Below are 21,812 nucleotides of genomic sequence, written 5' to 3'. Positions count from 1 at the left end.
ATTATGAATTACGAATGATAATTTTAGTACATTCGTAATTCATAATTTAACTACATGCAACCACTACATATACTCCTCCTTATTTTAGCTTATTTTGGTGTATTAATCCTTATTTCATACATCACTGGAAAATCTGCAAACAACCAAACATTTTTTAAAGCAAACAACTCATCTCCTTGGTATTTAGTTGCCTTTGGTATGATTGGTGCTTCGCTTTCAGGAGTTACTTTCATCTCTGTTCCTGGATGGATTGAAGGTGATAAAATGAGCTATATGCAAATGGTACTTGGGTATGTATTAGGATATGCCGTGATTGGTTTAGTACTACTCCCACTTTACTACAGATTAAATCTGACTTCTATTTACACCTACTTAGAAGGTCGTTTCGGTAGATATTCTTATAAAACAGGAGCTTCTTTGCTTCTTTTTTCTTACTTTCTAGAACGATTGGAGCTTCCTTTCGATTATTTTTAGTTGCCAACGTGTTACAATTAATTTTGTTTGATGCCTATGGAGTTCCGTTTTGGATTACCGTTACCATTACTATTTTATTAATTTGGTTATATACGTTTAAAGGAGGAATAAAAACTATTGTATGGACAGACACCTTACAAACTTTATTCATGCTGATTGCTGTTGGTGTATGTATTGTGATGATAAAAGATGAAATGCAAATCGACAATCTATTTTCGTATGTTGCTAACAATGATCTATCAAAAACCTTCTTTTTTGACGATGTAAAGGCAGGAAATTACTTTTGGAAACAATTCTTTTCAGGAGCTTTCATTTCTATAGTAATGACGGGATTAGATCAAGATATGATGCAAAAAAACTTAACCTGTCGTAACTTGAAAGATGCTCAAAAAAACATGTTTTGGTTTACTATCGTATTAGTAATTGTAAACTTTTTCTTCTTAGCTCTAGGTGTATTGTTAACCGATTATGCTTCTGCTAATGAAATAAACGCACATAAAGATGAACTATTTCCAACAATAGCTATGAGTGGTGATTTAGGAATAGCCACAGCCCTATTCTTTTTATTAGGATTGATTGCCGCGGCATACTCTAGTGCTGATAGTGCTTTAACTTCACTAACTACTTCTTTTAGTATCGATATTTTAGAAATCGACAAAAAAGATAATGAGCAAGAAAAAGAAAAAACACGAAAGAAAATCCACATATTATTTTCCTTCATTTTAGTGGCTACTATTTTAATTTTTAAATATTTTATTGCTGATGAAAGTGTAATTGCTAAAATATTCCAATTTGCAGGCTATACCTATGGTCCACTATTAGGATTATATGCCTTCGGATTATTTACCAAACTAAATGTAAAAGACAAATTAGTTCCAATTATTTGTTTAATTGCTCCTGTTTTAACGTATGTAATTAGTTTTTACAGCAAAGAAAAAATGGGATTTGACTTTGGTTTCTTTGTGTTAATCTTAAACGGAGCCTTAACTTTCTTAGGTTTATTAGCAATTCATAAAAAACGTGTAATTTTATAATTCACAAAATCTTACACAATATGAAGTCTTTTTTTATACTCATAGTAGCCTTATTGTCTATCACAATACATGCTCAAAAAAACAATCCTAACTATGATGCAAAACTTGCAAAAGAATTGGGTGCAGACGACTACGGAATGAAAAGTTATGTATTTGCTGTCTTAAAAACAGGCACTAATACCTCTACTGATAAAGAACTAAAAAGTAAAGCTTTTAGGGGACATTTAGACAATATTAATAGGTTAGCTAAAGAAAATAAACTTATTGTTGCTGGACCTTTTGGCAAGAATGAAAACACTTATCGAGGTCTTTTTATTTTTAATGTAAAAACCTTAGAAGAAGCTCAAGAACTAATAAAAACAGATCCTGCTATTGCTGAAAAATATTTAGCGGTAGATTTATACAGCTGGTATGGTTCAGCTGCTTTGTCTGAATATTTAAAAACCGCAGATAAAATCTGGAAAATCAATCCTTAAAATGCCTAAAAAAGGAAAAGCTAAAAATACCGTTAACAAAGCGAAACACACTCGCTTAATGAAACAAAAGGAGAATAAACTTCGCCTAGAAAAACAACGCACTAAAGAACGTTTAAAAGCAATTATTAAAAAGGCGAATGAAGAAAAAAACGAAGAATAAACAAAAAAATTAAAGAGATTAAAGATCTTTTCGTTGCTAAAAAATCTAAAATGCACTATCGCGTTTATGAAAGTGGTTTTGGTAAAGTAGGAGACCGTTTTGTTGTGGTTATATCTGCAAAAATAGATTGGATTATGCTCAAAAAAGTGAAGAAAACAGAAACTTATTAGGTAACGATTTCAAACTTAAATTTGACGATTTATATAGTTTACTTTCTAATTACTCTGAAATTTCAGGAAAAATGCGACCAGAGCTTAGCTACACTCAAAAAAAATAAACTTTTTAACCAAATTTAAACCGGTAAGATTTAAATCTCACCGGTTTTTAACTTTTACATAAACGCTATTTGCAATCCCATTAAAACAAAAACTACTCCTGAAATCTTGTTCATTCGAATCCCGATATTTTGATTTTCTTTTACCTTTTTTGAAAATGCTCCTGCAAAAGAAGTTAAAAATAAATACCAAACGGTAGTCATAAGTGCATAAGAAATTCCCATAAAAATGAACGGAACTGGATTTTCTATATGATCAGGACTGATGAACTGTGGAAAAAATGCGATAAAGAATAATGCAACTTTCGGATTTAATATATTCGTTATAAACCCTGATTTAAAATCATTTTTTGCTGAATTTTTCTTTTGCTCCTCAACGTCATTTCCTATCAAATCTTTCTTTGATAACACTTTCATCACTCCTAAATAAATTAAATAGGCAGCTCCTAAATATTTTATCAATGCAAAAAATATTGCTGACTTTGCTACAATGATTGACAAGCCTAATGCTCCGAACAAGGTATGCACTAAAGCCCCCGTATTTAAACCAAAAGCAGTATAAACTCCTGATTTCCTCCCCTGACTTATCGATTTGTTAATTAAAAAAATCGTTTCCATTCCTGGTGTTAATACAAAAAGAATGGTTGCTGTAAAAAATGCTATAAAGTTCTCAATTCCCATTTCCTTTAATTTTAAAAATGAATATCAATGTTTTTTTGTGCAAAGCAACGGCAGTTCTGTTTATTAAAAAATACTTATTTTTGAACGATTAATGCAAAAACCGCATTAAAATGACTTTACAACAAATTCGATATTTTTTAGTACTCGCTGAAGAGTTACATTTTTGGAAAACCGCAGAAAAGGTATATGTCTCACAATCATCATTAAGTAGACAAATTCAATCGTTAGAAGAAGAATTAGGCGTTACCTTATTTGAACGCGATAAAAGAAACGTAAAATTGACCGATGCTGGTGTTTTTCTTAAGAAAAAATGGGAAGATTTATTAGATGAGTTTGACCGTACACTTCAACATGCAAAAAAAATTGAAGAAGGTTCTTCTGGGCTTATTAGTATTGCCTATCCTGGGTCTATTTCTTACAACTACTTACCAGAGTTACTCAAGATATTTTCCGAAGAAAAACCTGACTTAAAGGTTGAACTTATGGAACCTACTGACATTACCCTTGAAAACTTACTGACAAGCTATCAAATAGATGTTGCTTTTAGCAGAAACACTGTTTTAAACTCTTCTATTTGTTCTGAAAGATTGTATGCTGAACCTGTTTGCCTTGTTGTTCCAAAAAACCACTGGTTAACCGCTGAGGATTTTGTAGATTTAAGAGATGTAAAAGATGAAAAGTTTATTCTTTCTGGCTTACATCATACTACTTATTTTTCGTCGTTACTTCGTAGTATTTTTAACACTTATGGTTTTGAACCACAAGCTCATATTGAATCTGATTTTGGAAGTATGATCTTAAACTTAATTTCTAGAGAGTTAGGAATTTCAATTTTGCCTTATTCTTTTCAATTTTCATTAAACTCACATGTTCGTTTTATCACGCTTCCTGAAAAAACAGAATTATTTATCAACTGGCGTAAAAACGACGATAGAAAGATTGTAAAAAATGTTATTGAATATGCTACGAATCTTGGTAAAAGATACAATCAGCAATTTATATAAAACAAAATCCCGAGCATATTGCTCGGGATTTATATTTTCTTTCGTAGTAAAACTATTGGTCAATCGAACCTAAAACACGCTTCATAAAGTTATTTAACGCTTCTTTTTTAGGTGTTCCGTCTTTAATCATTTTATCAACTTCAATTGCTCCGTACATGTTAGAGATTAATTCCCCTATCACATCTAACTCTTCGTCTTTTAAAGAAGGAACTTCTGTTAAAGCTTCTAGAGTTTCAATAGTTTCTAGTACGTAATCTTGGTCATTTTCTTCAATAAAAGAAGTTAAATGTTTAATTACTGGTAATTTCATAATTAAGCTACTTCGTTTACTAAATCTTTTAACACTTCAAACTTGTTCGTTTGCGTTTGGTTTACAAACTTACCATCTACAAATGTTGCAAATGTTGGTAAGTTGCTTACATCAGCAAGTTTTCTACTTTCAGGAAACTGTTCTGCATCTGCAATAATAAAAACCACGTCTTCATTTTCAGAAGCTAACTTCTTAAATTTTGGTTTCATAATACGGCAGTTACCGCACCAAGTAGCAGAATATTGTACCACTACTTTTTTATTACCTGCAACAACTTCTGATAAATTATCTTGACTTAATTCTTGTACCATAGTCTTAAAAATTATTTTATTTCGAAAGGAGCTCGTGCTCGACCCCTTCACCTATCTCACACGAACTTATTCCCTCTCTTAATGTTATATTAGTTTGCCGCTAAGTACTCTGCTGTAGCTTTAGCGTTTGCTTGCATAGCTTCTTTACCTTCTTCCCAGTTTGCAGGACAAACCTCACCTTTTTCTTGCACGTGAGTGTAAGCATCGATTAAACGTAAGTACTCATTTACGTTACGACCAACTGGCATGTGGTTAATTCCTTCGTGGAATACAGTTCCTTCTTCATCAATTAAATACGTAGCTCTGTATGTTACGTTATCTCCTTCTACTTGTACAGTTCCTGTAGCTTCATCATACGTTTCATTAGTAATATCTAAAATTCCTAAGATAGATGATAAGTTACGGTTACTATCAGCTAATAATGGATAAGTAACTCCTTCGATTCCTCCGTTAGCTTTAGATTGGTTTAACCAAGCAAAGTGTACTTCAGGAGTATCACATGACGCACCAATTACAATTGTGTTTCTTTTTTCAAATTCTGATAAAGCAGCTTGAAAAGCGTGTAATTCTGTTGGACAAACAAAAGTAAAGTCTTTTGGATACCAGAATAATAATACTTTCTTGTTGTTTTTTACTGCTTCTTCTAATACATTTAACTTAAACGTATCACCCATTTCGTTCATTGCATCTACGCTTAAACTTGGAAATTTTTTTCCTACTGTAGCCATTTTATATTTTTTAAAGGTTAATAATAAATATGTTCTTTTTATCTGGGGCAAATTTATTTCCTTTCTTACGATCTACAGCCTAAAAGCAAAAATATTTTCTTATTCAACTATAAAGATTATCAATACATTTTAAAAAACCAAATAAACAAAACAAATACAAACCCAACTATCAAAAAGTTATATGTTAAAAAAACAAAATAATAAAAAATTATTATTTTGAAATAAAAAATATAGATAAAAATTATTCAAGGTTTTATCGTAAATTTGATGGTATTCTAACCTATAAAATTGATAACATGAAAGATGCAAACTCACACGCTTCTGGTAAATGTCCATTCTCACAAGGCGCTAATACCGAAACCCATGATAACGTTATGGAATGGTGGCCTAAATCTTTGAATTTAGACATTCTCAGTCAGCATGACACTAAAACGAATCCTCTAGGAGAAGATTTTAATTATGCTGAAGAATTTAAAAAACTAGACCTTGAAGCTGTAAAAAATGATTTAAAAACGCTTATGACCGATAGTCAAGATTGGTGGCCTGCCGATTGGGGAACTTATGGTGGATTAATGATTCGCATGGCGTGGCACGCTGCAGGTACTTATAGAGTTGCAGACGGAAGAGGTGGTAGTAACACCGGAAACCAGCGTTTCGCTCCTTTAAACAGTTGGCCTGATAATGGAAACCTAGATAAAGCACGACGCTTATTATGGCCTATCAAAAAGAAATATGGAAATAAACTATCGTGGGCTGACCTTATTATTTTAGCAGGAAATATGGCTTACGAATCTATGGGATTCAAAACTTTTGGTTTTGCTGGAGGGCGTGAAGATATTTGGCATCCTGAAAAAGATATTTATTGGGGGTCAGAAAAAGAATGGTTAGCTCCTACGGGAAGTAAAGGCACGCGCTATTCTGGTGAGCGAGATTTAGAAAATCCTTTAGCAGCTGTTATGATGGGATTAATTTATGTAAACCCTGAAGGTGTTGATGGCAAACCTGACCCGTTAAAAACTGCACATGATGTTCGAGTAACTTTTAAGCGTATGGCTATGAACGATGAAGAAACCGTTGCTTTAACTGCTGGTGGACACACCGTTGGAAAAGCACATGGTAACGGTGATGCAGGAGCATTAGGTCAAAGTCCTGAAGGAGCAGAAATTCAAGATCAAGGTTTTGGATGGATGAACCCTAAAGGAAACGGAAATGCAGCTGATACCGTAACTAGTGGTATAGAAGGAGCTTGGACAACTACTCCTGACAAATGGAATCACACCTACTTTCATTTGTTGTTAAATCATGATTGGGAATTAACAAAAAGTCCTGCTGGTGCTTGGCAATGGGAACCTGTTAATATTGATGAGGCAGATAAACCTGTAGATGCTCACAATCCGAACATCAAAAGAAACCCAATTATGACTGATGCAGATATGGCGATGAAAATGGATCCTGAATACAGAAAAATATCGGAGAAGTTCTACAACGACCCAGCAGCTTTTGAAGACGCTTTCGCTAGAGCTTGGTTTAAACTTACCCACCGTGATTTAGGTCCAAATACTCGTTATTTGGGAGCTGACTCTCCTACCGAAACATTAATTTGGCAAGATCCAGTTCCAACTGTTGATTACACTTTAAGTACTACAGAAATTGAAGAACTAAAGGACAAGTTATTAAATAGCGGACTTACTCGTACAGAATTAATTAACACTGCTTGGGATAGTGCTAGAACTTACAGAGGTTCCGATTTTAGAGGTGGTGCTAATGGTGCTCGTATTCGTTTAGCTCCTCAAAAAGATTGGGAAGGAAACGAACCTACAAGATTAAAAAAAGTGCTTGATAAACTAACTGAAATTCAATCAGGATTAAGCAAAAAAGTAAGTATCGCTGATTTAATTGTTTTAGGAGGAAGCGCTGCCATAGAGAAAGCCGCTAAAGAAGGTGGTTTCGATATTAAAGTTCCTTTTACTCCTGGAAGAGGTGACGCAACTGCTGAAATGACCGATGTAGAATCTTTTGATGTGCTAGAACCTTTACACGATGGCTATAGAAACTGGCAAAAGAAAGATTACGTAGTAAAACCAGAAGAATTATTATTAGACAGAACACAACTTATGGGCTTAACTGCCCCTGAAATGACTGCTTTAATTGGTGGAATGCGTGTTTTAGGAACCAATCATGGAGGTACTAAACATGGAGTATTTACTGATAACGAAGGCGTTTTAAGTAATGATTTCTTTGTAAACTTAACAGATATGGCATATTCTTGGAAGCCTGTAGGAGAAAACCTATATAATATTGTTGAGCGTAAATCTGGAAATACTAAATGGACAGCAACCAGAGTTGATTTGATATTTGGATCCAATTCAATTTTACGTTCGTATGCAGAAGTATACGCACAAGATGATAACAAAGAAAAATTTGCAAAAGATTTCGTAGCTGCTTGGACAAAAGTAATGAATGCCGACAGATATGATGTAGCATCATAGTTTAACATGACTAATAATCATAAAAAAAGAAGAGCTATGTGCTCTTCTTTTTTGTTATTTATGGTTAGATGTATTACTTGCTCGCAAATAGTTTCACATCATTTTTAGACACTTCTTTTTCGCCTAAAATAAGTAAGCGCTCTACCACATTTCGGAGCTCTCGAATGTTTCCTGTCCAATCGTATTCTTGTAATTGTTTAATTGCGTCATCAGCAAATGCTTTTTTAGGCATTCCTTGTTCTTCAGAAATCTTTTTGGCAAAGAAATCTACCAGTAACGGAATATCTTCTCGCCTATCGTTCAACGCAGGTACTTTTATTAAAATAACGGCTAAACGATGATATAAATCTTCACGAAAACGTCCTTCTTCAATTTCCTTTTTTAAATCTTTATTCGTAGCAGCCACGACACGTACGTTCACTTTAATATCCTTATCAGAACCTACACGCTGAATGCGATTTTCTTGTAATGCGCGTAATACTTTTGCTTGTGCAGATAAGCTCATATCTCCTATTTCATCTAAGAAAATAGTTCCTCCATTTGCTGCCTCAAACTTTCCTGCTCTATCTTTATTAGCCCCTGTAAAACTACCTTTTACATGTCCGAATAGTTCACTTTCTATTAATTCTGAAGGAATAGCTGCACAGTTTACCTCAATCATTGGTGCTTTAGAACGATCAGACTTTTCATGCAGCCAATGCGCTACTAACTCTTTTCCTGTTCCGTTAGGCCCTGTAATTAACACACGAGCATCGGTAGCTGAAACTTTTTCTATCATATCTTTAATATGAGTAATAGCCTCACTTTCACCAATCATTTCGTAGTTTTTGCTTACCTTCTTTTTTAAACGCTTGTTTTCAACTACTAGTTCTTTTTTATCCAATGCATTACGAACTGTGTTTAACAAACGATTTAAATCTGGCGGTTTCGAAATATAATCAAAGGCTCCTAAACGCATTGTATTAACTGCTGTATCAAGATCTCCGTGACCAGATATCATCACCATTGGTGTTTCTGGTTTAATCTTTCTTGCCTTTTCTAATACCTCAACACCATCCATTTTTGGCATTTTTATATCACACAGCACTAAATCGTAATCTGTGTTTTTTATCATTTCAATTCCTGCTAATCCATCTTCTGCTTCTTCTACTTCATAGGAATCATTCTCTTCAGAAATGATTTTTTTTAACACTCTGCGGATTGCAGCTTCATCTTCTATTATTAATATTTTAGCCATATTCTTTTTTAGATTTTTAGATGTTAGACAAAAGAGAAAAGACTAACCTAATGAGTTCTTAAATCCTGAAATCATTTTTTGTAACTCTTCTATTTCGTCTTCTAAATCTATTAATGTTGTTTTATCAATATGTTCTTTATAACAAGAAAGAACCATTTGTGTTTGCAATTCAAAAAGTAAGCCAAGTATTTTATTGAGACTTTCCTTTTGATTTTTCTTCGATTTTCTCAGTTGCTTTATCGTTAGTTAATCTTTCTTTTGATTCTTGATTAAACTTTAAACCTTTCGCATCTACAATATGTATATCTCTTTGAGGAAATGGAATACTTATATTATGCTCTCTAAATAATTCATCAATCCTAAACCTAATATCACTCTTTGGTATCGCTGCCTGAAAGCTATCGTTTAATGTAAAAACCAACTTAAAATCTAATGAGCTATCTCCAAAATTTTCAAAAAACACTAACGGAGCAGGGTGTTGATACACTTTTGAATGTTCGTTAGCCGCTTGTAACAATAGTTTTTTTACTAATGCAACATCACTACCATACGCCACTCCTACTTTTACACTCTCACGAGTTGTGGTTCCGTTTTGCGTCCAGTTATATAAACTATTTGATAAATACTTATGATTCGGAATTACCAACACTTTATTATCGATAGTTACCGCTCGGGTAGTTCTTAATTTTATTTCCTCTACTCTTCCTACTTTATCGTCTAATTCGATAATATCTCCTACATGTACACTTTTATCAAGAATAATAAAAATACCTGAAATAATATCTTGAAAGAAGGTTTGTAATGCCAAACCAATACCAATTAATAAAGCAGAAGAAGCTACTAAAACCGCACTTAAATTAACTCCTGCTGAACTTAAGCCTATTGAAAAAACAACTACATAAGCTAACCAACTGGTAAAAGAGAAAATAGTATCAAACTTATTTTTATCTTCTTGTTCTAACTTGCTTTTTGCCAGCTTTTTTAAATACTTCAATAAAAACTTGACAAAAAGTAAGCCTACAATTAAAAACAGGATTGTTTTTAACGTGAACTCAACATCTTTTCCTCCCACAGGGATTCTGTAGTTTAAAAAATCGGTTATTTCCTTTATAATTTCTTTCATCTAGTAGTTCTTATTGTTTTATTAATTAAATACAATCTACATTAAACTCTTTCGATTATAGTAAACTAATGACTTTACAATTTATTTCATAAAAATAATTATCCGTTATAACGAATCCACTTCCACAAATCTTTATAGGTTGCTTTTTTACCGTACATTAAAATACCTACTCGATAAATCTTAGCAGCTACCCACACAATCACCATAAAAGTAAGAATTAATAACAACATAGAAATGGCTATTTCCCACCAAGCTACTCCAAATGGAATACGCATTAACATAACGATTGGAGAGGTAAATGGAATGTATGAAAATACTACTGATACAGGTCCGTGAGGATCATTAATTACCGTTGCAAACCCGACATATACAGCTAAAATTAAAGGCAACATAATAGGCATCATAAATTGCTGAGTATCTGTTTCATTATCTACAGCTGCACCAACAGCTGCGAATAGCGAACTATACAACATATATCCGCCCAAGAAATAGAAGATGAACAAGAAAAACATTTTAACTAAAGGCAATCTGAAAATTTCTTGTACAATCATTTCTCCTTTATCGGTTGCTGTTTGCTTAATTACCTCCATTTGTTCTGGTGAAACTTTAGCCGATTGCACATCCATCATATCAACTCCAAAGAAAGAGGATGCAACAAGACTAAATATTAAAAACAAAATTCCCCAAATAAAGAATTGTAATAACCCTGCTGAGGCATTTCCGATAATCTTCCCTAACATTAATTGGAAAGGTTTTACTGAAGAAACAATTACTTCGATAATTCTACTTGTTTTTTCTTCAATAACGCTTCGCATTACCGAAGTACCATAAATCATAACAAACATCATTAATAAGTATCCTGCTATGGCACCTACTCCAATTTTTAATCCGTTGATTAGTTTTGATGATTTTTCACCAGAGAAATTCAACATTTTAATTTCTGAAGCTATTTTTGACTCTTCTATATGCGCTAAATCAATACCGAAACTGGTTAGCTTTTCATGACGTAACACTTTGTCTATCTTATCCTCCAAACTTTCCATAATAGACATACTTGGTGAATCTTTTGAGAAGAACTCAATCGATTTTGCCAATACCTCTAAACTATCTTGCTTCGGAATATATAAAGCTCCGTAATAATCACCTTCTTCAACTTTCTTTTTTGAATCTTCAATACCTAACGCCGTAAAATCTTGATACTTTACCGTTTTAGAATCTACAAATACATCTTTAGAAAACTTTCCTGACTCATCTACATAAACTATCTTCTTAACCTTCTCATCATTCTTTTTCATTAAGAAAAATACCAACGCCCCCATACCAATCATTAACAAAGGACTTAAGAAAGTCATGACGATAAATGATTTATTTCTAACCTTAGCAATAAATTCACGTTCTATAATTAATCGTAATCTTTTCATAGCTTAACTGTTTTTATGTATTGCTTGAATAAAAATATCATTGGCACTTGGTACTAACTCGACAAAATGCTGTACTTGTCCTTGAGTAGTTAAATACGATAGCAAATCGTTTGGTGAACTTCCATTAGAAAGCTTCACGTTTAATTTTAAACCATCATTCAATAATTTGAAATCTGCTGGTAATACTTCAAAGTTTTGTTTTAATTTACTCTCAACTTCTCTCGAATTTGAAGTTGTTAATCCTACTTGAAAAGTATTTGTTCTAAATTCCTTTTTAATATCCTCTAGCTTACCGTCTAAAATTTTGTTTGATTTATTAATCAACGCTATATAATCGCACATTTCCTCAACAGATTCCATTCTGTGGGTAGAAAAAATGATGGTAGCACCTTCATCACGCAATTGTAAAATTTCTTTTGCTATTAATTGTGCATTAATAGGATCGAATCCTGAAAAAGGCTCATCAAAAATTAATAATTTAGGCTGATGTAATACCGTTACTATAAACTGTACCTTCTGTGCCATCCCTTTAGAAAGTTCTTCAATCTTTTTATTCCACCATGCGCCAATATCAAACTTATCAAACCAATATTTAAGGCGTTTTTTAGCTTCGGCTTTACTCAATCCTTTTAACTGTGCCAAATACAACGCCTGCTCTCCTACCTTCATACTTTTATACAAACCACGTTCTTCTGGTAAGTATCCTATATATTCAATATGATGTGGTGCTAACTTTTCTCCATCTAAAATTACCTCACCACTATCTGGCATTGTAATTTGATTGATGATTCTAATTAAAGAAGTTTTTCCAGCTCCGTTAGGACCCAACAAGCCAAAAACGCTTCCTTTAGGTATGTGCATAGACACATTATTTAATGCAGTATAATCGCCGTAACGTTTTACCACATTATTTATTTCTAATAAATTATTCATAGACTCAATAGTTGATTAATTGCCGCTTGTTAAAAAACAGCAGTGACAAACTTACATATTTTTATACTCAATTAGTATCTACTTCGCTGTAAACGTTACAAGATTAATTTTATGTTAATTTTATTATGCATGCATAATTTTTTTGCTAAATACTATGCATGCATAATAAATTTTTATATATTTGGCATCGATGGATAAAGATAAATCGATAGATCACCAATTAAGAGCCACTTGGCAAGCCGTTGCAAAAATGTATAATGAGCAAGCTGCCAAGCACGATAGCACCATGGCTACAGCTTTTGCTTTGTTGAATATAGATTATGAAAATGGTACTCCTTCTACAGCTTTAGGTCCTTTAATGGGAATGGAGCCTACAAGTCTTTCTCGCTTGTTAAAAACCATGGAAGACAAAGGAGCTATATGTCGCGAAAAGAATCCTAATGACGGAAGAAGTGTTATTTTAAAACTTACTAAATATGGTAAGGAAATGCGTGAAGTTTCTAAGGGACATGTGTACGAATTTAACAATAAAGTAAGAGAGCATATTACTGAAGAAGAGTTAGAAACCTTCTTTAAAGTAACAACAACAATAAACAAACTAATTACAGATAAGTTGATATACGAAGAGGATATTGACAATCAAGCTGTATAAAAACAAACCAATAAACAAATGGCAAGAAGAATTAAAAAAGTAGCAATTATCGGTTCTGGTATCATGGGATCTGGTATTGCATGTCATTTTGCTAACATTGGCGTTGAGGTCTTATTATTAGACATTGTTCCAAGAGAACTTAACGACCAAGAAAAAGCAAAAGGATTAACCTTAGAAGACAAAGTAGTTCGTAACCGTTTGGTAAATGATGCTTTGACTGCTTCATTAAAGTCAAAACCATCACCTATCTACAATACAAAATTTGCAGATAGAATTACTACTGGAAACCTTGAAGACGATTTACACAAAATTAAAGATGTAGATTGGGTTATGGAAGTAGTTGTTGAGCGCTTAGACATTAAACAAAGTGTTTTTGAGCAAGTTGAAAAATATCGTACTCCTGGTACTATTATTTCTACCAACACTTCAGGTATTCCTATTAAGTTTATGAATGAAGGACGTAGTGAAGATTTCCGTAAGCACTTTGCGGTAACGCACTTTTTTAACCCTCCTCGTTATTTAAAATTATTTGAAGTTGTTCCAGGGCCAGATTGTAAGCCAGAAGTTACTGACTTCTTAATGGATTACGGTTCTAAATTCTTAGGAAAAACTTCAGTATTAGCAAAAGACACACCTGCTTTTATTGGTAACCGTATTGGTATCTTCGGAATCCAATCGTTATTTCACCAAGTAAAAGAATTAGGATTAACTGTTGAAGAAGTTGATAAATTAACAGGTCCAGTTATTGGACGTCCAAAATCAGCTACTTTCCGTACTGTTGATGTTGTTGGATTAGATACTTTAGTACACGTTGCTAACGGAATCTACAAAAACTGTCCAAACGACGAAGCTCACGACTTATTTAAGTTGCCAGATTTCATCAACACCATGATGGAAAACAAGTGGTTAGGTAACAAAACCAAGCAAGGTTTTTACAAAAAAACAACCAATGCTGAAGGAAAGCGTGAAATTTTAGCCTTAGATTTAGACACGATGGAATACCGTCCGTCTAAAAAAGCAAAATTTGCTACCTTAGAATTAACAAAAACAATCGATAAGCCAATTGACCGATTCAAAGTGTTAGTTAGCGGAAAAGATAAAGCGGGAGAATTCTACCGTAAAAACTTCGCAGCAATGTTTGCATACGTTCAAAATAGAATTCCAGAAATTTCTGACGAATTATATAGAATTGACGATGCTATGAAAGCTGGTTTCGGATGGGAAAATGGTCCTTTCGAAATTTGGGATGCTGTAGGAGTTGAAAAAGGTATCGAATTAATGAAAGCTGAAGGGGCGGAACCAGCTGCTTGGGTTACTGAAATGGTAGCTAAAGGAGAAAAATCTTTCTATACAGTTAAAGACGGTGCAACATATTACTACGATGTACCTGCAAAAGCACAAGTTAAAAAGCCAGGACAAGATTCATTTATTATCTTAGACAACATTCGTAAAACTACCGAAGTGTTCAAAAACTCTGGAGTTGTTATTGAAGATTTAGGAGACGGAATCTTAAACTGTGAATTCCAATCTAAAATGAACACCATTGGTGGTGATGTTTTAGCTGGATTAAACAAAGCAGTTGATTTAGCTGAAAAAGACTTCCAAGGATTAGTAATTGGTAACCAAGCTGCAAACTTCTCAGTAGGTGCCAACATCGGAATGATTTTTATGATGGCTGTTGAGCAAGAGTACGATGAATTAAACATGGCTATCAAGTATTTCCAAGATACCATGATGCGTATGCGTTACTCTGCAATTCCTACGATTGCTGCTCCTCACGGAATGGCATTAGGTGGTGGATGTGAATTATCATTACATGCCGATAAAGTTGTAGCTGCTGCTGAAACCTACATCGGATTAGTAGAGTTTGGAGTTGGAGTAATTCCTGGTGGTGGTGGATCTAAAGAAATGGCGTTAAGAGCGCAAGACTTATTCCACACTGGTGATGTTCAATTAAACGTATTACAAGAGCACTTCTTAACTATTGGTATGGCTAAAGTGGCAACTTCAGCTTATGAAGCATACGACTTAAACCTACTACAAAAAGGAAAAGATGTTGTGGTTGTAAACAAAGACCGTCAAATTGCAGAAGCTAAAAAACATGCTGTGTTATTAGCAGAAGCAGGTTATACACAACCAGCAAAACGTAAAGATGTTTTAGTATTAGGTAAGCAAGCCTTAGGTATGTTCTTAGTAGGAACAGACTCTATGGAAGCTTCTAAATATATTTCTGAACACGATCAGAAAATTGCAAACAAACTAGCCTATGTAATGGCTGGTGGAGATTTATCAGAACCTACTAAAGTTACTGAGCAGTATTTATTAGACCTTGAACGTGAAGCTTTCTTAAGTTTAACTACAGAACGTAAAACGTTAGAGCGTATTCAGCACATGCTAAAAACTGGTAAACCATTAAGAAACTAAAACAATGAAAACAGCATATATAGTAAAAGGATATAGAACCGCCGTAGGGAAATCTAAAAAAGGTGTGTTCAGATTTAAAAGAGCTGATGAATTAGCTGCTGAGACCATCAAATATATGATGACTCAACTGCCTGAATTCGACGTAAAGCGTATCGACGATGTTATTGTTGGTAATGCTATGCCAGAAGGTTCTCAAGGATTAAACATGGCAAGAATCATTTCATTAATCGGATTAGATTCTGTAGATGTACCTGGAGTTACCGTAAACCGTTTCTGTTCATCAGGATTAGAAACTATTGGTATGGCAGTAGCAAAAATTCAATCTGGAATGGCAGAGTGTATTATTGCTGGTGGAGCAGAAAGTATGAGTTCTGTACCAATGACAGGTTTTAAACCAGAATTAAACTACGATATCGTAAATGCTGGTCACGAAGATTATTATTGGGGAATGGGTAATACTGCAGAAGCAGTTGCGCAACAATTCAATGTATCTCGTGAAGACCAAGATAAATTTGCATACGAGTCGCACATGAAAGCTTTAAAAGCTTTAGATAGTGACCGTTTCCAAGACCAAATAGCTCCAATTGATGTAGAAGAAACTTACATTGATGGAAACGGAAAACGCGCTACAAGAAATTACATCGTTACTAAAGACGAAGGTCCACGTCGTGGAACAACAGTAGAAGCCTTAGCAAAATTACGTCCTGTATTTGCTGCTAATGGTTCTGTTACGGCTGGTAACTCATCGCAAACTAGTGATGGAGCTGCTTTCGTAATGGTAATGAGTGAAGATATGGTAAAAGAGTTAGGTATTCAACCAGAAGCTCGTTTAGTAAGTTATGCAGCAGCAGGAGTACCACCTCGTATTATGGGTATTGGTCCAGTAGCAGCTATTCCAAAAGCATTAAAACAAGCAGGTTTACAACAAAGTGATATTGAATTAATTGAGCTAAACGAAGCGTTTGCTTCACAATCATTAGCTGTTATTCGCGAATTAGATTTAAATCCGGATATCATTAACGTAAATGGTGGAGCAATTGCTTTAGGTCACCCATTAGGATGTACTGGTGGTAAACTATCTGTTCAGTTATTTGATGAAATGCGTAAGCGTAACATGAATAACAAATACGGAATGGTAACCATGTGTGTAGGTACTGGTCAAGGTGCTGCTGGTATTTTTGAATTCCTAAATTAAGAAACAAGACTATTAGAATCAAGAAACAAGACGATGCACAATTTCAAAAAATTAAAAATTTGGACTGAAAGCATGAATTTAGTTTCTGATTCTTATAAATTAACTAGAACCTTTCCAGACTTTGAAAAGTTTGGCTTGGTTTCTCAGATGAATAGATGTGCTGTTTCTATTCCTTCTAACATAGCTGAGGGTTCAAGTAAAAGCACTAACAAACATTTTAATAAATATTTAGAAGATAGCTTAGGTTCTTCATTTGAATGGGAAACACAATTAATTATTGCTTTTAATGAAAGCTACCTATCTGAAGAAAAGTTTAAAGAATTAGAACAAAAAATTAAGTCAATACAAAAAATGATTTCAAGTTTCCAATCTGGTCTGAATAAGTCTTGACTCTTGGCTCTTGAATCTTAAAATCTAATATACTATGTCAGAATTAACTAAAGATCTTTTACGCGGAGGGCAGTTCTTAGTAAAAGAAACAAAATGCGAAGATATATTTACTCCTGAAGATTTTTCAGAAGAGCAAACAATGATGCGTGATGCGGTTAAAGAATTTAACGACCGCGAAATCATTCCTCATAAAGAACGTTTTGAAAAGAAAGACTATGCACTTACCGAAGAAACTATGCGTAAAGCTGGTGAATTAGGATTCTTAGGTGTAGCAGTTCCTGAATCATATGGTGGATTAGGAATGGGATTCGTTTCTACAATGTTAACATGTGATTACATATCTAGTGGAACAGGGTCTTTTAGTACTGCTTTTGGAGCACACACAGGTATTGGTACTATGCCAATTACTTTATACGGTACTGAAGAGCAAAAGCAAAAATACGTTCCTGCATTAGCAATGGGTGAAAAATTCGGAGCTTACTGTTTAACAGAACCAGGAGCAGGATCTGACGCGAACTCAGGTAAAACTACTGCTGAATTAACTGAAGACGGAAAGCATTACAAAATTAACGGACAAAAAATGTGGATTTCGAATGCAGGTTTTGCTGAAATCTTCATCGTTTTTGCTCGTATTGAAGACGATAAAAACATTACTGGTTTTATCTTAGAATATGATAAAAACAACCCTAACGGAGTAACTTTAGGAGAAGAAGAACACAAATTAGGTATTCGTGCCTCTTCTACTCGTCAGGTATTTTTCAACGATACCTTAATTCCTGTTGAAAACATGTTATCTGTACGTGGTGGTGGATTCAAAATTGCAATGAACGCTCTAAACGTTGGTCGTATTAAATTAGCAGCAGCTTGTTTAGATTCTCAAAGAAGAATTGTAACTCATGCTGTAAACTATGCTAACGAGCGTAAGCAATTTAAAACTCCTATTGCTGAGTTTGGAGCTATTAAAATGAAATTAGCTGAAATGGCTACTAACGCTTATGTTGGTGAGTCTGCATCATACAGAGCTGCTAAAAATATTGAAGACAGAATCGCTATTCGTGAATCTGAAGGAAACACGCATCAAGAAGCAGAATTAAAAGGTGTTGAAGAATACGCTATTGAATGTTCTATCTTAAAAGTAGCGGTTTCTGAAGACGTACAAAACTGTGCTGATGAAGGAATCCAAATTTACGGAGGTATGGGATTCTCTGAAGAAACTCCAATGGAGTCTGCTTGGAGAGATGCTCGTATTGCTCGTATCTACGAAGGAACTAACGAAATTAACCGTTTATTATCGGTAGGAATGTTAGTTAAAAAAGCCATGAAAGGTCATGTAGATTTATTAAACCCTGCAATGGCTGTTCAAAACGAATTAATGGGAATTCCTTCTTTCGATACTCCAGATTATTCTGAATTATTCTCAGAAGAAAAAGAAATTCTTGCTAAACTTAAGAAAGTATTCTTAATGGTTGCAGGAGCTGCTTTACAAAAATTTGGACCAGAGTTAGAGCAACACCAACAGTTATTAACTGCTGCTTCAAATATTTTAATTGAAATATACATGGCAGAATCTGGAATTTTAAGAACAGAAAAGAACGCGAAGCGTTTTGGTGAAGATGCTCAAAAAGAACAGATTGCAATGGCTAAGTTATACTTATACAATGCTGTTGAAATTATTACCAAAAGTGCAAGAGAAGGAATTATTTCTTTCGCTGAAGGTGATGAGCAACGTATGATGTTAATGGGACTTAAGCGTTTTACAAAGTATGCAAACTACCCTAACGTAGTTGAATTACGTAATACAATCGCAGAAAAATTAAAAGCAGAAAATAAATACTGCTTCTAATCCTCTGAAAAGATTAGATATAATTCATAGTTAGTGCACATTATCAGCAAACTAACTTGAATAAAAAAATTTCTTCAACTATTATAGGTTTTAGAATTTAGTTGTTTGTTTAAAAGATCGTCAAATTAGGTTTTGGCGGTCTTTTTTTTGATGAAATTTCTTTCTAGAGATCTAACAATCCAACCATCTAATCATCTAAAATCAAACTCTCTTAATATTTTCTTAAAACCTTTTTTCATATCCTTAATGGTATATTTATTGAAACAAATTCCTCTGAAAAATTGAAAAACATGATAAAACTAAACACTTCAGCCTTATTAGGAATGGCTTTTTTAGCCCTAGTAAGCTGTAAAAACGAAACAAAAAAAACAGACACGCAAGAAACTACTCAAGAAGCTGTAACTACGACTCTTAGTGTTACAGGAAACTATGTTTCTTCCGAATACGAGAAAAGAGATGAAGGCTACGATTGGGTTTCGGTTGCTGTAAAAGCTGCTAAAGACGAGCAATTAAAAATTGCTGTTCGTTCGCGTGCTGACAAAAAGAAACCTACCTGTACTTTTGAAGCACTTGCAAAAAAAGTAAATGACAGTACCTTTACAGCTACTGCCGAAGGGAAAACAATCCTATTTTCTTTTAAAGACAATCAAATTTCCATCACTACTCAAAACGAATCTGATAGCAACATCTTAAACTTTTATTGTTCTGGAGGAGGTAGTCTTGCGGGTTCGTATCAGAAAATTGAAGGTGATTTAGACCAAACACAGATAGACAAAACCATTTTTAGAAAAAATGTAACCTTACAAGGAATTAGCTTTAGTATTTCTACTCAAAAAAATGGAATGGAAACTGAATTAACGGTTACTCCGTACGGATTAGAAATAGATAATTCAGCCGTTACTCAAACTATTGATGGTAGTGTTGTTGATGCAGAAATTGAAGATTTAAACTCTGATGGTTCTCCTGAAGTATTAATGTACACAAAATCTGACGGAAGTGGAAGCTACGGAAATGTAATAGGATTTTCAGTAAACAATAAAAAATCGATGAGTCAAATATACTTCCCTCCTATTACCGATAACAAAGAATTAAGTAAGGGATATATGGGGCACGATGAATTTACCATTATTGAAACTACCCTATCACAACGTTTTCCTATTTATAAAGAAGGTGATAGCAATGCCAACCCAACAGGTGGCACCAGACAAATTACTTACAAATTGTTTGATGGAGAAGCCTCTAGAAAATTTGTAGTAAAAAACTCAACTGAATTTAACACTAATAACTAAACTTACATATTATGAAAAAACTATCATTTGTATTCGCAGTAATTTTATTAATCACAGTCTCTTGTACAAAAAAAGACAATAGCGAACAATTATACGGAACCACTTGGGAACTAGAATACATCTCTGGACCTAGAATTGCTTTTGAAGGATTGTTTCCTGATAAAAAGCCACAACTTACGTTTAATAAAGAAACAAAGAAAGCTACTGGAAATAACGGTTGTAACGGTTATGCTGCTGAATTTACGTTAGGAGAAGAAAATGCGATTTCTTTTGGAGAACCAGGACCAACAACTATGATGTACTGCGGACAAGGAGAACAAGAGTTTTTAAAAACCATTAAAAAAATAAACAAGTATAGTTTTGACGAAGACGGAAAACTAAACTTATTAATGGACGATGTAACCATGATGCGCTTTAAAAAAGTAACTACCGAAGAATAATTCACGATAATTGTTACTTTAAACGAATTAATAACTTAGGAGAAACCTCATACTATAAATCCTTTTTTGGTTTGTTAGTATGAGGTTTATTTTTAACTACCAAAGGCAACGTTCGCTAATAAGTATACAGAGAATGTTGGGTTGTATCTATACAAATGTAAAAGCAGAAAACATTCCGTAATATCAGCGACCCGTGTTATGGGAGTATTCAATAAAATGTGTCAACTTGTTTAAAGTTGCTCCTATTACTGAAGAAGGAAGACAACCGATTAGGCTTCGTTTGTAGTCCCGATAAAAAAGTTGCACTTTTTTATCTTATTTCTTTATATTTGAAAGTGTTAATAAAATTGCTAAAAGTTCCGCATATCTTACCGTAAAAGGAATATATAAGTAATTTTATTACGTATATAAACTAGTTAGCACACATTTGACAAAAAAATCGAAATGTATTTAATAAACAAAGAACAAAATAGAATTTCTAAATTAAAGCAAAGAACATTCGCTGAACTAAAATTTAGAGAAAGAGACCATTTACAAGAATGGATTGCAAACAACCCTTCTTCATTGGGAGAAGAATTGTTAATCATCCAAAAAGAATTTAGTGGTTTTAGTGAAACTAACGAAAGACTTGATTTATTAGCTTTGGATAAATTAGGAAATGTTGTCATTATTGAGAATAAATTAGACGATTCTGGAAAAGACGTTACTTGGCAAGCAATAAAATACGCATCATATTGTGCTAGTTTGACCAAACAAGATATTATAAAAATCTATCAAGACTTTTTAGGAACTTCGGCAATAGCTACTGAAAAACTATCCGATTTTTTTGATGGTCGAGAATTATCTGAAATTGTACTTAATCAAGGACTTAATTCTCAAAGACTTATTTTGGTTGCTGCTAATTTCAGAAAAGAAGTTACGTCT

Annotated in this window: 21 protein-coding genes and 1 pseudogene; 13 read left to right on the top strand and 9 right to left on the bottom strand. The window is 33.7% G+C overall.

Features of this window, described 5'->3' with window-relative positions:
- Positions 1 to 54 precede the first annotated feature (54 nt).
- From OU788_RS01925 to OU788_RS01915, 3 genes and pseudogenes are all read left to right on the top strand, one after another.
- A pseudogene (locus OU788_RS01925) lies at positions 55 to 1,508 on the top strand (sodium:solute symporter).
- A gap of 20 nt (positions 1,509 to 1,528) precedes the next feature.
- The gene (locus OU788_RS01920; RefSeq protein ID WP_274633600.1) at positions 1,529 to 1,984 is read left to right on the top strand and encodes a YciI family protein; all 456 of its coding nucleotides are present in this window, start codon (positions 1,529 to 1,531) and stop codon (positions 1,982 to 1,984) included.
- Position 1,985: 1 nt separating this feature from the next.
- A complete protein-coding gene (locus OU788_RS01915) occupies positions 1,986 to 2,144 on the top strand; it encodes a hypothetical protein (RefSeq protein ID WP_274633599.1) in 159 nt (52 codons plus the stop codon).
- 331 nt (positions 2,145 to 2,475) lie between these two features.
- On the opposite strand, the gene OU788_RS01910 is transcribed toward OU788_RS01915, so the two are convergent.
- Entirely contained in the window at positions 2,476 to 3,099 is a 624-nt protein-coding gene (locus tag OU788_RS01910; RefSeq protein WP_274633598.1) for a LysE family translocator, read from the bottom strand.
- 110 nt (positions 3,100 to 3,209) lie between these two features.
- Between OU788_RS01910 and OU788_RS01905 the strand changes: the two genes are divergently transcribed.
- A complete protein-coding gene (locus OU788_RS01905) occupies positions 3,210 to 4,103 on the top strand; it encodes a LysR substrate-binding domain-containing protein (RefSeq protein WP_274633597.1) in 894 nt (297 codons plus the stop codon).
- A gap of 52 nt (positions 4,104 to 4,155) precedes the next feature.
- Here the strand turns inward: OU788_RS01905 and OU788_RS01900 are convergent, their stop codons facing one another.
- The 3 genes from OU788_RS01900 to OU788_RS01890 form a co-directional block, all read right to left on the bottom strand.
- Positions 4,156 to 4,413: a DUF6952 family protein gene (locus tag OU788_RS01900; RefSeq protein WP_028892839.1), complete on the bottom strand. Its 258-nt coding sequence runs from the start codon at positions 4,411 to 4,413 to the stop codon at positions 4,156 to 4,158.
- 2 nt (positions 4,414 to 4,415) lie between these two features.
- The gene (locus tag OU788_RS01895) at positions 4,416 to 4,724 is read right to left on the bottom strand and encodes a thioredoxin family protein (protein ID WP_028892838.1); all 309 of its coding nucleotides are present in this window, start codon (positions 4,722 to 4,724) and stop codon (positions 4,416 to 4,418) included.
- Positions 4,725 to 4,813: 89 nt separating this feature from the next.
- Positions 4,814 to 5,452 (bottom strand): peroxiredoxin, encoded by a 639-nt coding sequence (locus tag OU788_RS01890; RefSeq protein ID WP_274633596.1) that lies wholly within the window; start codon positions 5,450 to 5,452, stop codon positions 4,814 to 4,816.
- A gap of 296 nt (positions 5,453 to 5,748) precedes the next feature.
- Between OU788_RS01890 and katG the strand changes: the two genes are divergently transcribed.
- Entirely contained in the window at positions 5,749 to 7,941 is a 2,193-nt protein-coding gene (gene katG, locus OU788_RS01885) for a catalase/peroxidase HPI (protein ID WP_274633595.1), read from the top strand.
- A 73-nt stretch (positions 7,942 to 8,014) separates the two neighbouring features.
- Here katG and OU788_RS01880 read toward each other — a convergent pair whose 3' ends face one another.
- From OU788_RS01880 to OU788_RS01860, 5 genes are all read right to left on the bottom strand, one after another.
- A complete protein-coding gene (locus tag OU788_RS01880) occupies positions 8,015 to 9,178 on the bottom strand; it encodes a sigma-54-dependent transcriptional regulator (RefSeq protein ID WP_274633594.1) in 1,164 nt (387 codons plus the stop codon).
- Between the two features lie 42 nt (positions 9,179 to 9,220).
- A complete protein-coding gene (locus OU788_RS01875) occupies positions 9,221 to 9,346 on the bottom strand; it encodes a hypothetical protein (RefSeq protein ID WP_274633593.1) in 126 nt (41 codons plus the stop codon).
- 22 nt (positions 9,347 to 9,368) lie between these two features.
- Positions 9,369 to 10,301, bottom strand: a complete 933-nt coding sequence (locus tag OU788_RS01870) for a mechanosensitive ion channel family protein (protein WP_274633592.1) — start codon at positions 10,299 to 10,301, stop codon at positions 9,369 to 9,371.
- Positions 10,302 to 10,399: 98 nt separating this feature from the next.
- Positions 10,400 to 11,722, bottom strand: coding sequence for an ABC transporter permease (locus OU788_RS01865; protein ID WP_274633591.1), 1,323 nt, complete (start codon positions 11,720 to 11,722; stop codon positions 10,400 to 10,402).
- Between the two features lie 3 nt (positions 11,723 to 11,725).
- On the bottom strand, positions 11,726 to 12,655 hold the full coding sequence (locus OU788_RS01860) for an ABC transporter ATP-binding protein (protein ID WP_274633590.1): 930 nt from the start codon (positions 12,653 to 12,655) through the stop codon (positions 11,726 to 11,728).
- A 190-nt stretch (positions 12,656 to 12,845) separates the two neighbouring features.
- On the opposite strand from OU788_RS01860, the gene OU788_RS01855 reads away from it, so the two are divergent.
- From OU788_RS01855 to OU788_RS01820, 8 genes are all read left to right on the top strand, one after another.
- Positions 12,846 to 13,307, top strand: coding sequence for a MarR family winged helix-turn-helix transcriptional regulator (locus OU788_RS01855; protein WP_274633589.1), 462 nt, complete (start codon positions 12,846 to 12,848; stop codon positions 13,305 to 13,307).
- Positions 13,308 to 13,325: 18 nt separating this feature from the next.
- Complete coding sequence (locus tag OU788_RS01850) at positions 13,326 to 15,731, top strand: 3-hydroxyacyl-CoA dehydrogenase/enoyl-CoA hydratase family protein (protein ID WP_274633588.1); 2,406 nt, start codon at positions 13,326 to 13,328, stop codon at positions 15,729 to 15,731.
- A gap of 4 nt (positions 15,732 to 15,735) precedes the next feature.
- Positions 15,736 to 16,926 carry an acetyl-CoA C-acyltransferase gene (locus OU788_RS01845; RefSeq protein WP_274633587.1) on the top strand — a complete coding sequence of 397 codons (1,191 nt, stop codon included), beginning with the start codon at positions 15,736 to 15,738 and terminating at the stop codon, positions 16,924 to 16,926.
- A gap of 33 nt (positions 16,927 to 16,959) precedes the next feature.
- Positions 16,960 to 17,316: a four helix bundle protein gene (locus tag OU788_RS01840; protein ID WP_073184577.1), complete on the top strand. Its 357-nt coding sequence runs from the start codon at positions 16,960 to 16,962 to the stop codon at positions 17,314 to 17,316.
- Positions 17,317 to 17,350: 34 nt separating this feature from the next.
- A complete protein-coding gene (locus OU788_RS01835; protein ID WP_274633586.1) occupies positions 17,351 to 19,159 on the top strand; it encodes an acyl-CoA dehydrogenase family protein in 1,809 nt (602 codons plus the stop codon).
- Positions 19,160 to 19,449: 290 nt separating this feature from the next.
- Positions 19,450 to 20,448: a PliI family lysozyme inhibitor of I-type lysozyme gene (locus OU788_RS01830; protein ID WP_274633585.1), complete on the top strand. Its 999-nt coding sequence runs from the start codon at positions 19,450 to 19,452 to the stop codon at positions 20,446 to 20,448.
- Positions 20,449 to 20,459: 11 nt separating this feature from the next.
- Positions 20,460 to 20,888: an META domain-containing protein gene (locus OU788_RS01825; RefSeq protein ID WP_274633584.1), complete on the top strand. Its 429-nt coding sequence runs from the start codon at positions 20,460 to 20,462 to the stop codon at positions 20,886 to 20,888.
- A gap of 444 nt (positions 20,889 to 21,332) precedes the next feature.
- Positions 21,333 to 21,812, top strand: a 480-nt coding sequence (locus tag OU788_RS01820; RefSeq protein WP_274633583.1) for a hypothetical protein, incomplete at its 3' end; no start/stop codon positions are given.

Source organism: Tenacibaculum sp. L6, from assembly GCF_028823685.1.
In the GTDB taxonomy this organism is placed as follows: Bacteria; Bacteroidota; Bacteroidia; order Flavobacteriales; family Flavobacteriaceae; genus Polaribacter.
This window is presented reverse-complemented; position numbering and strand designations above follow the sequence as displayed.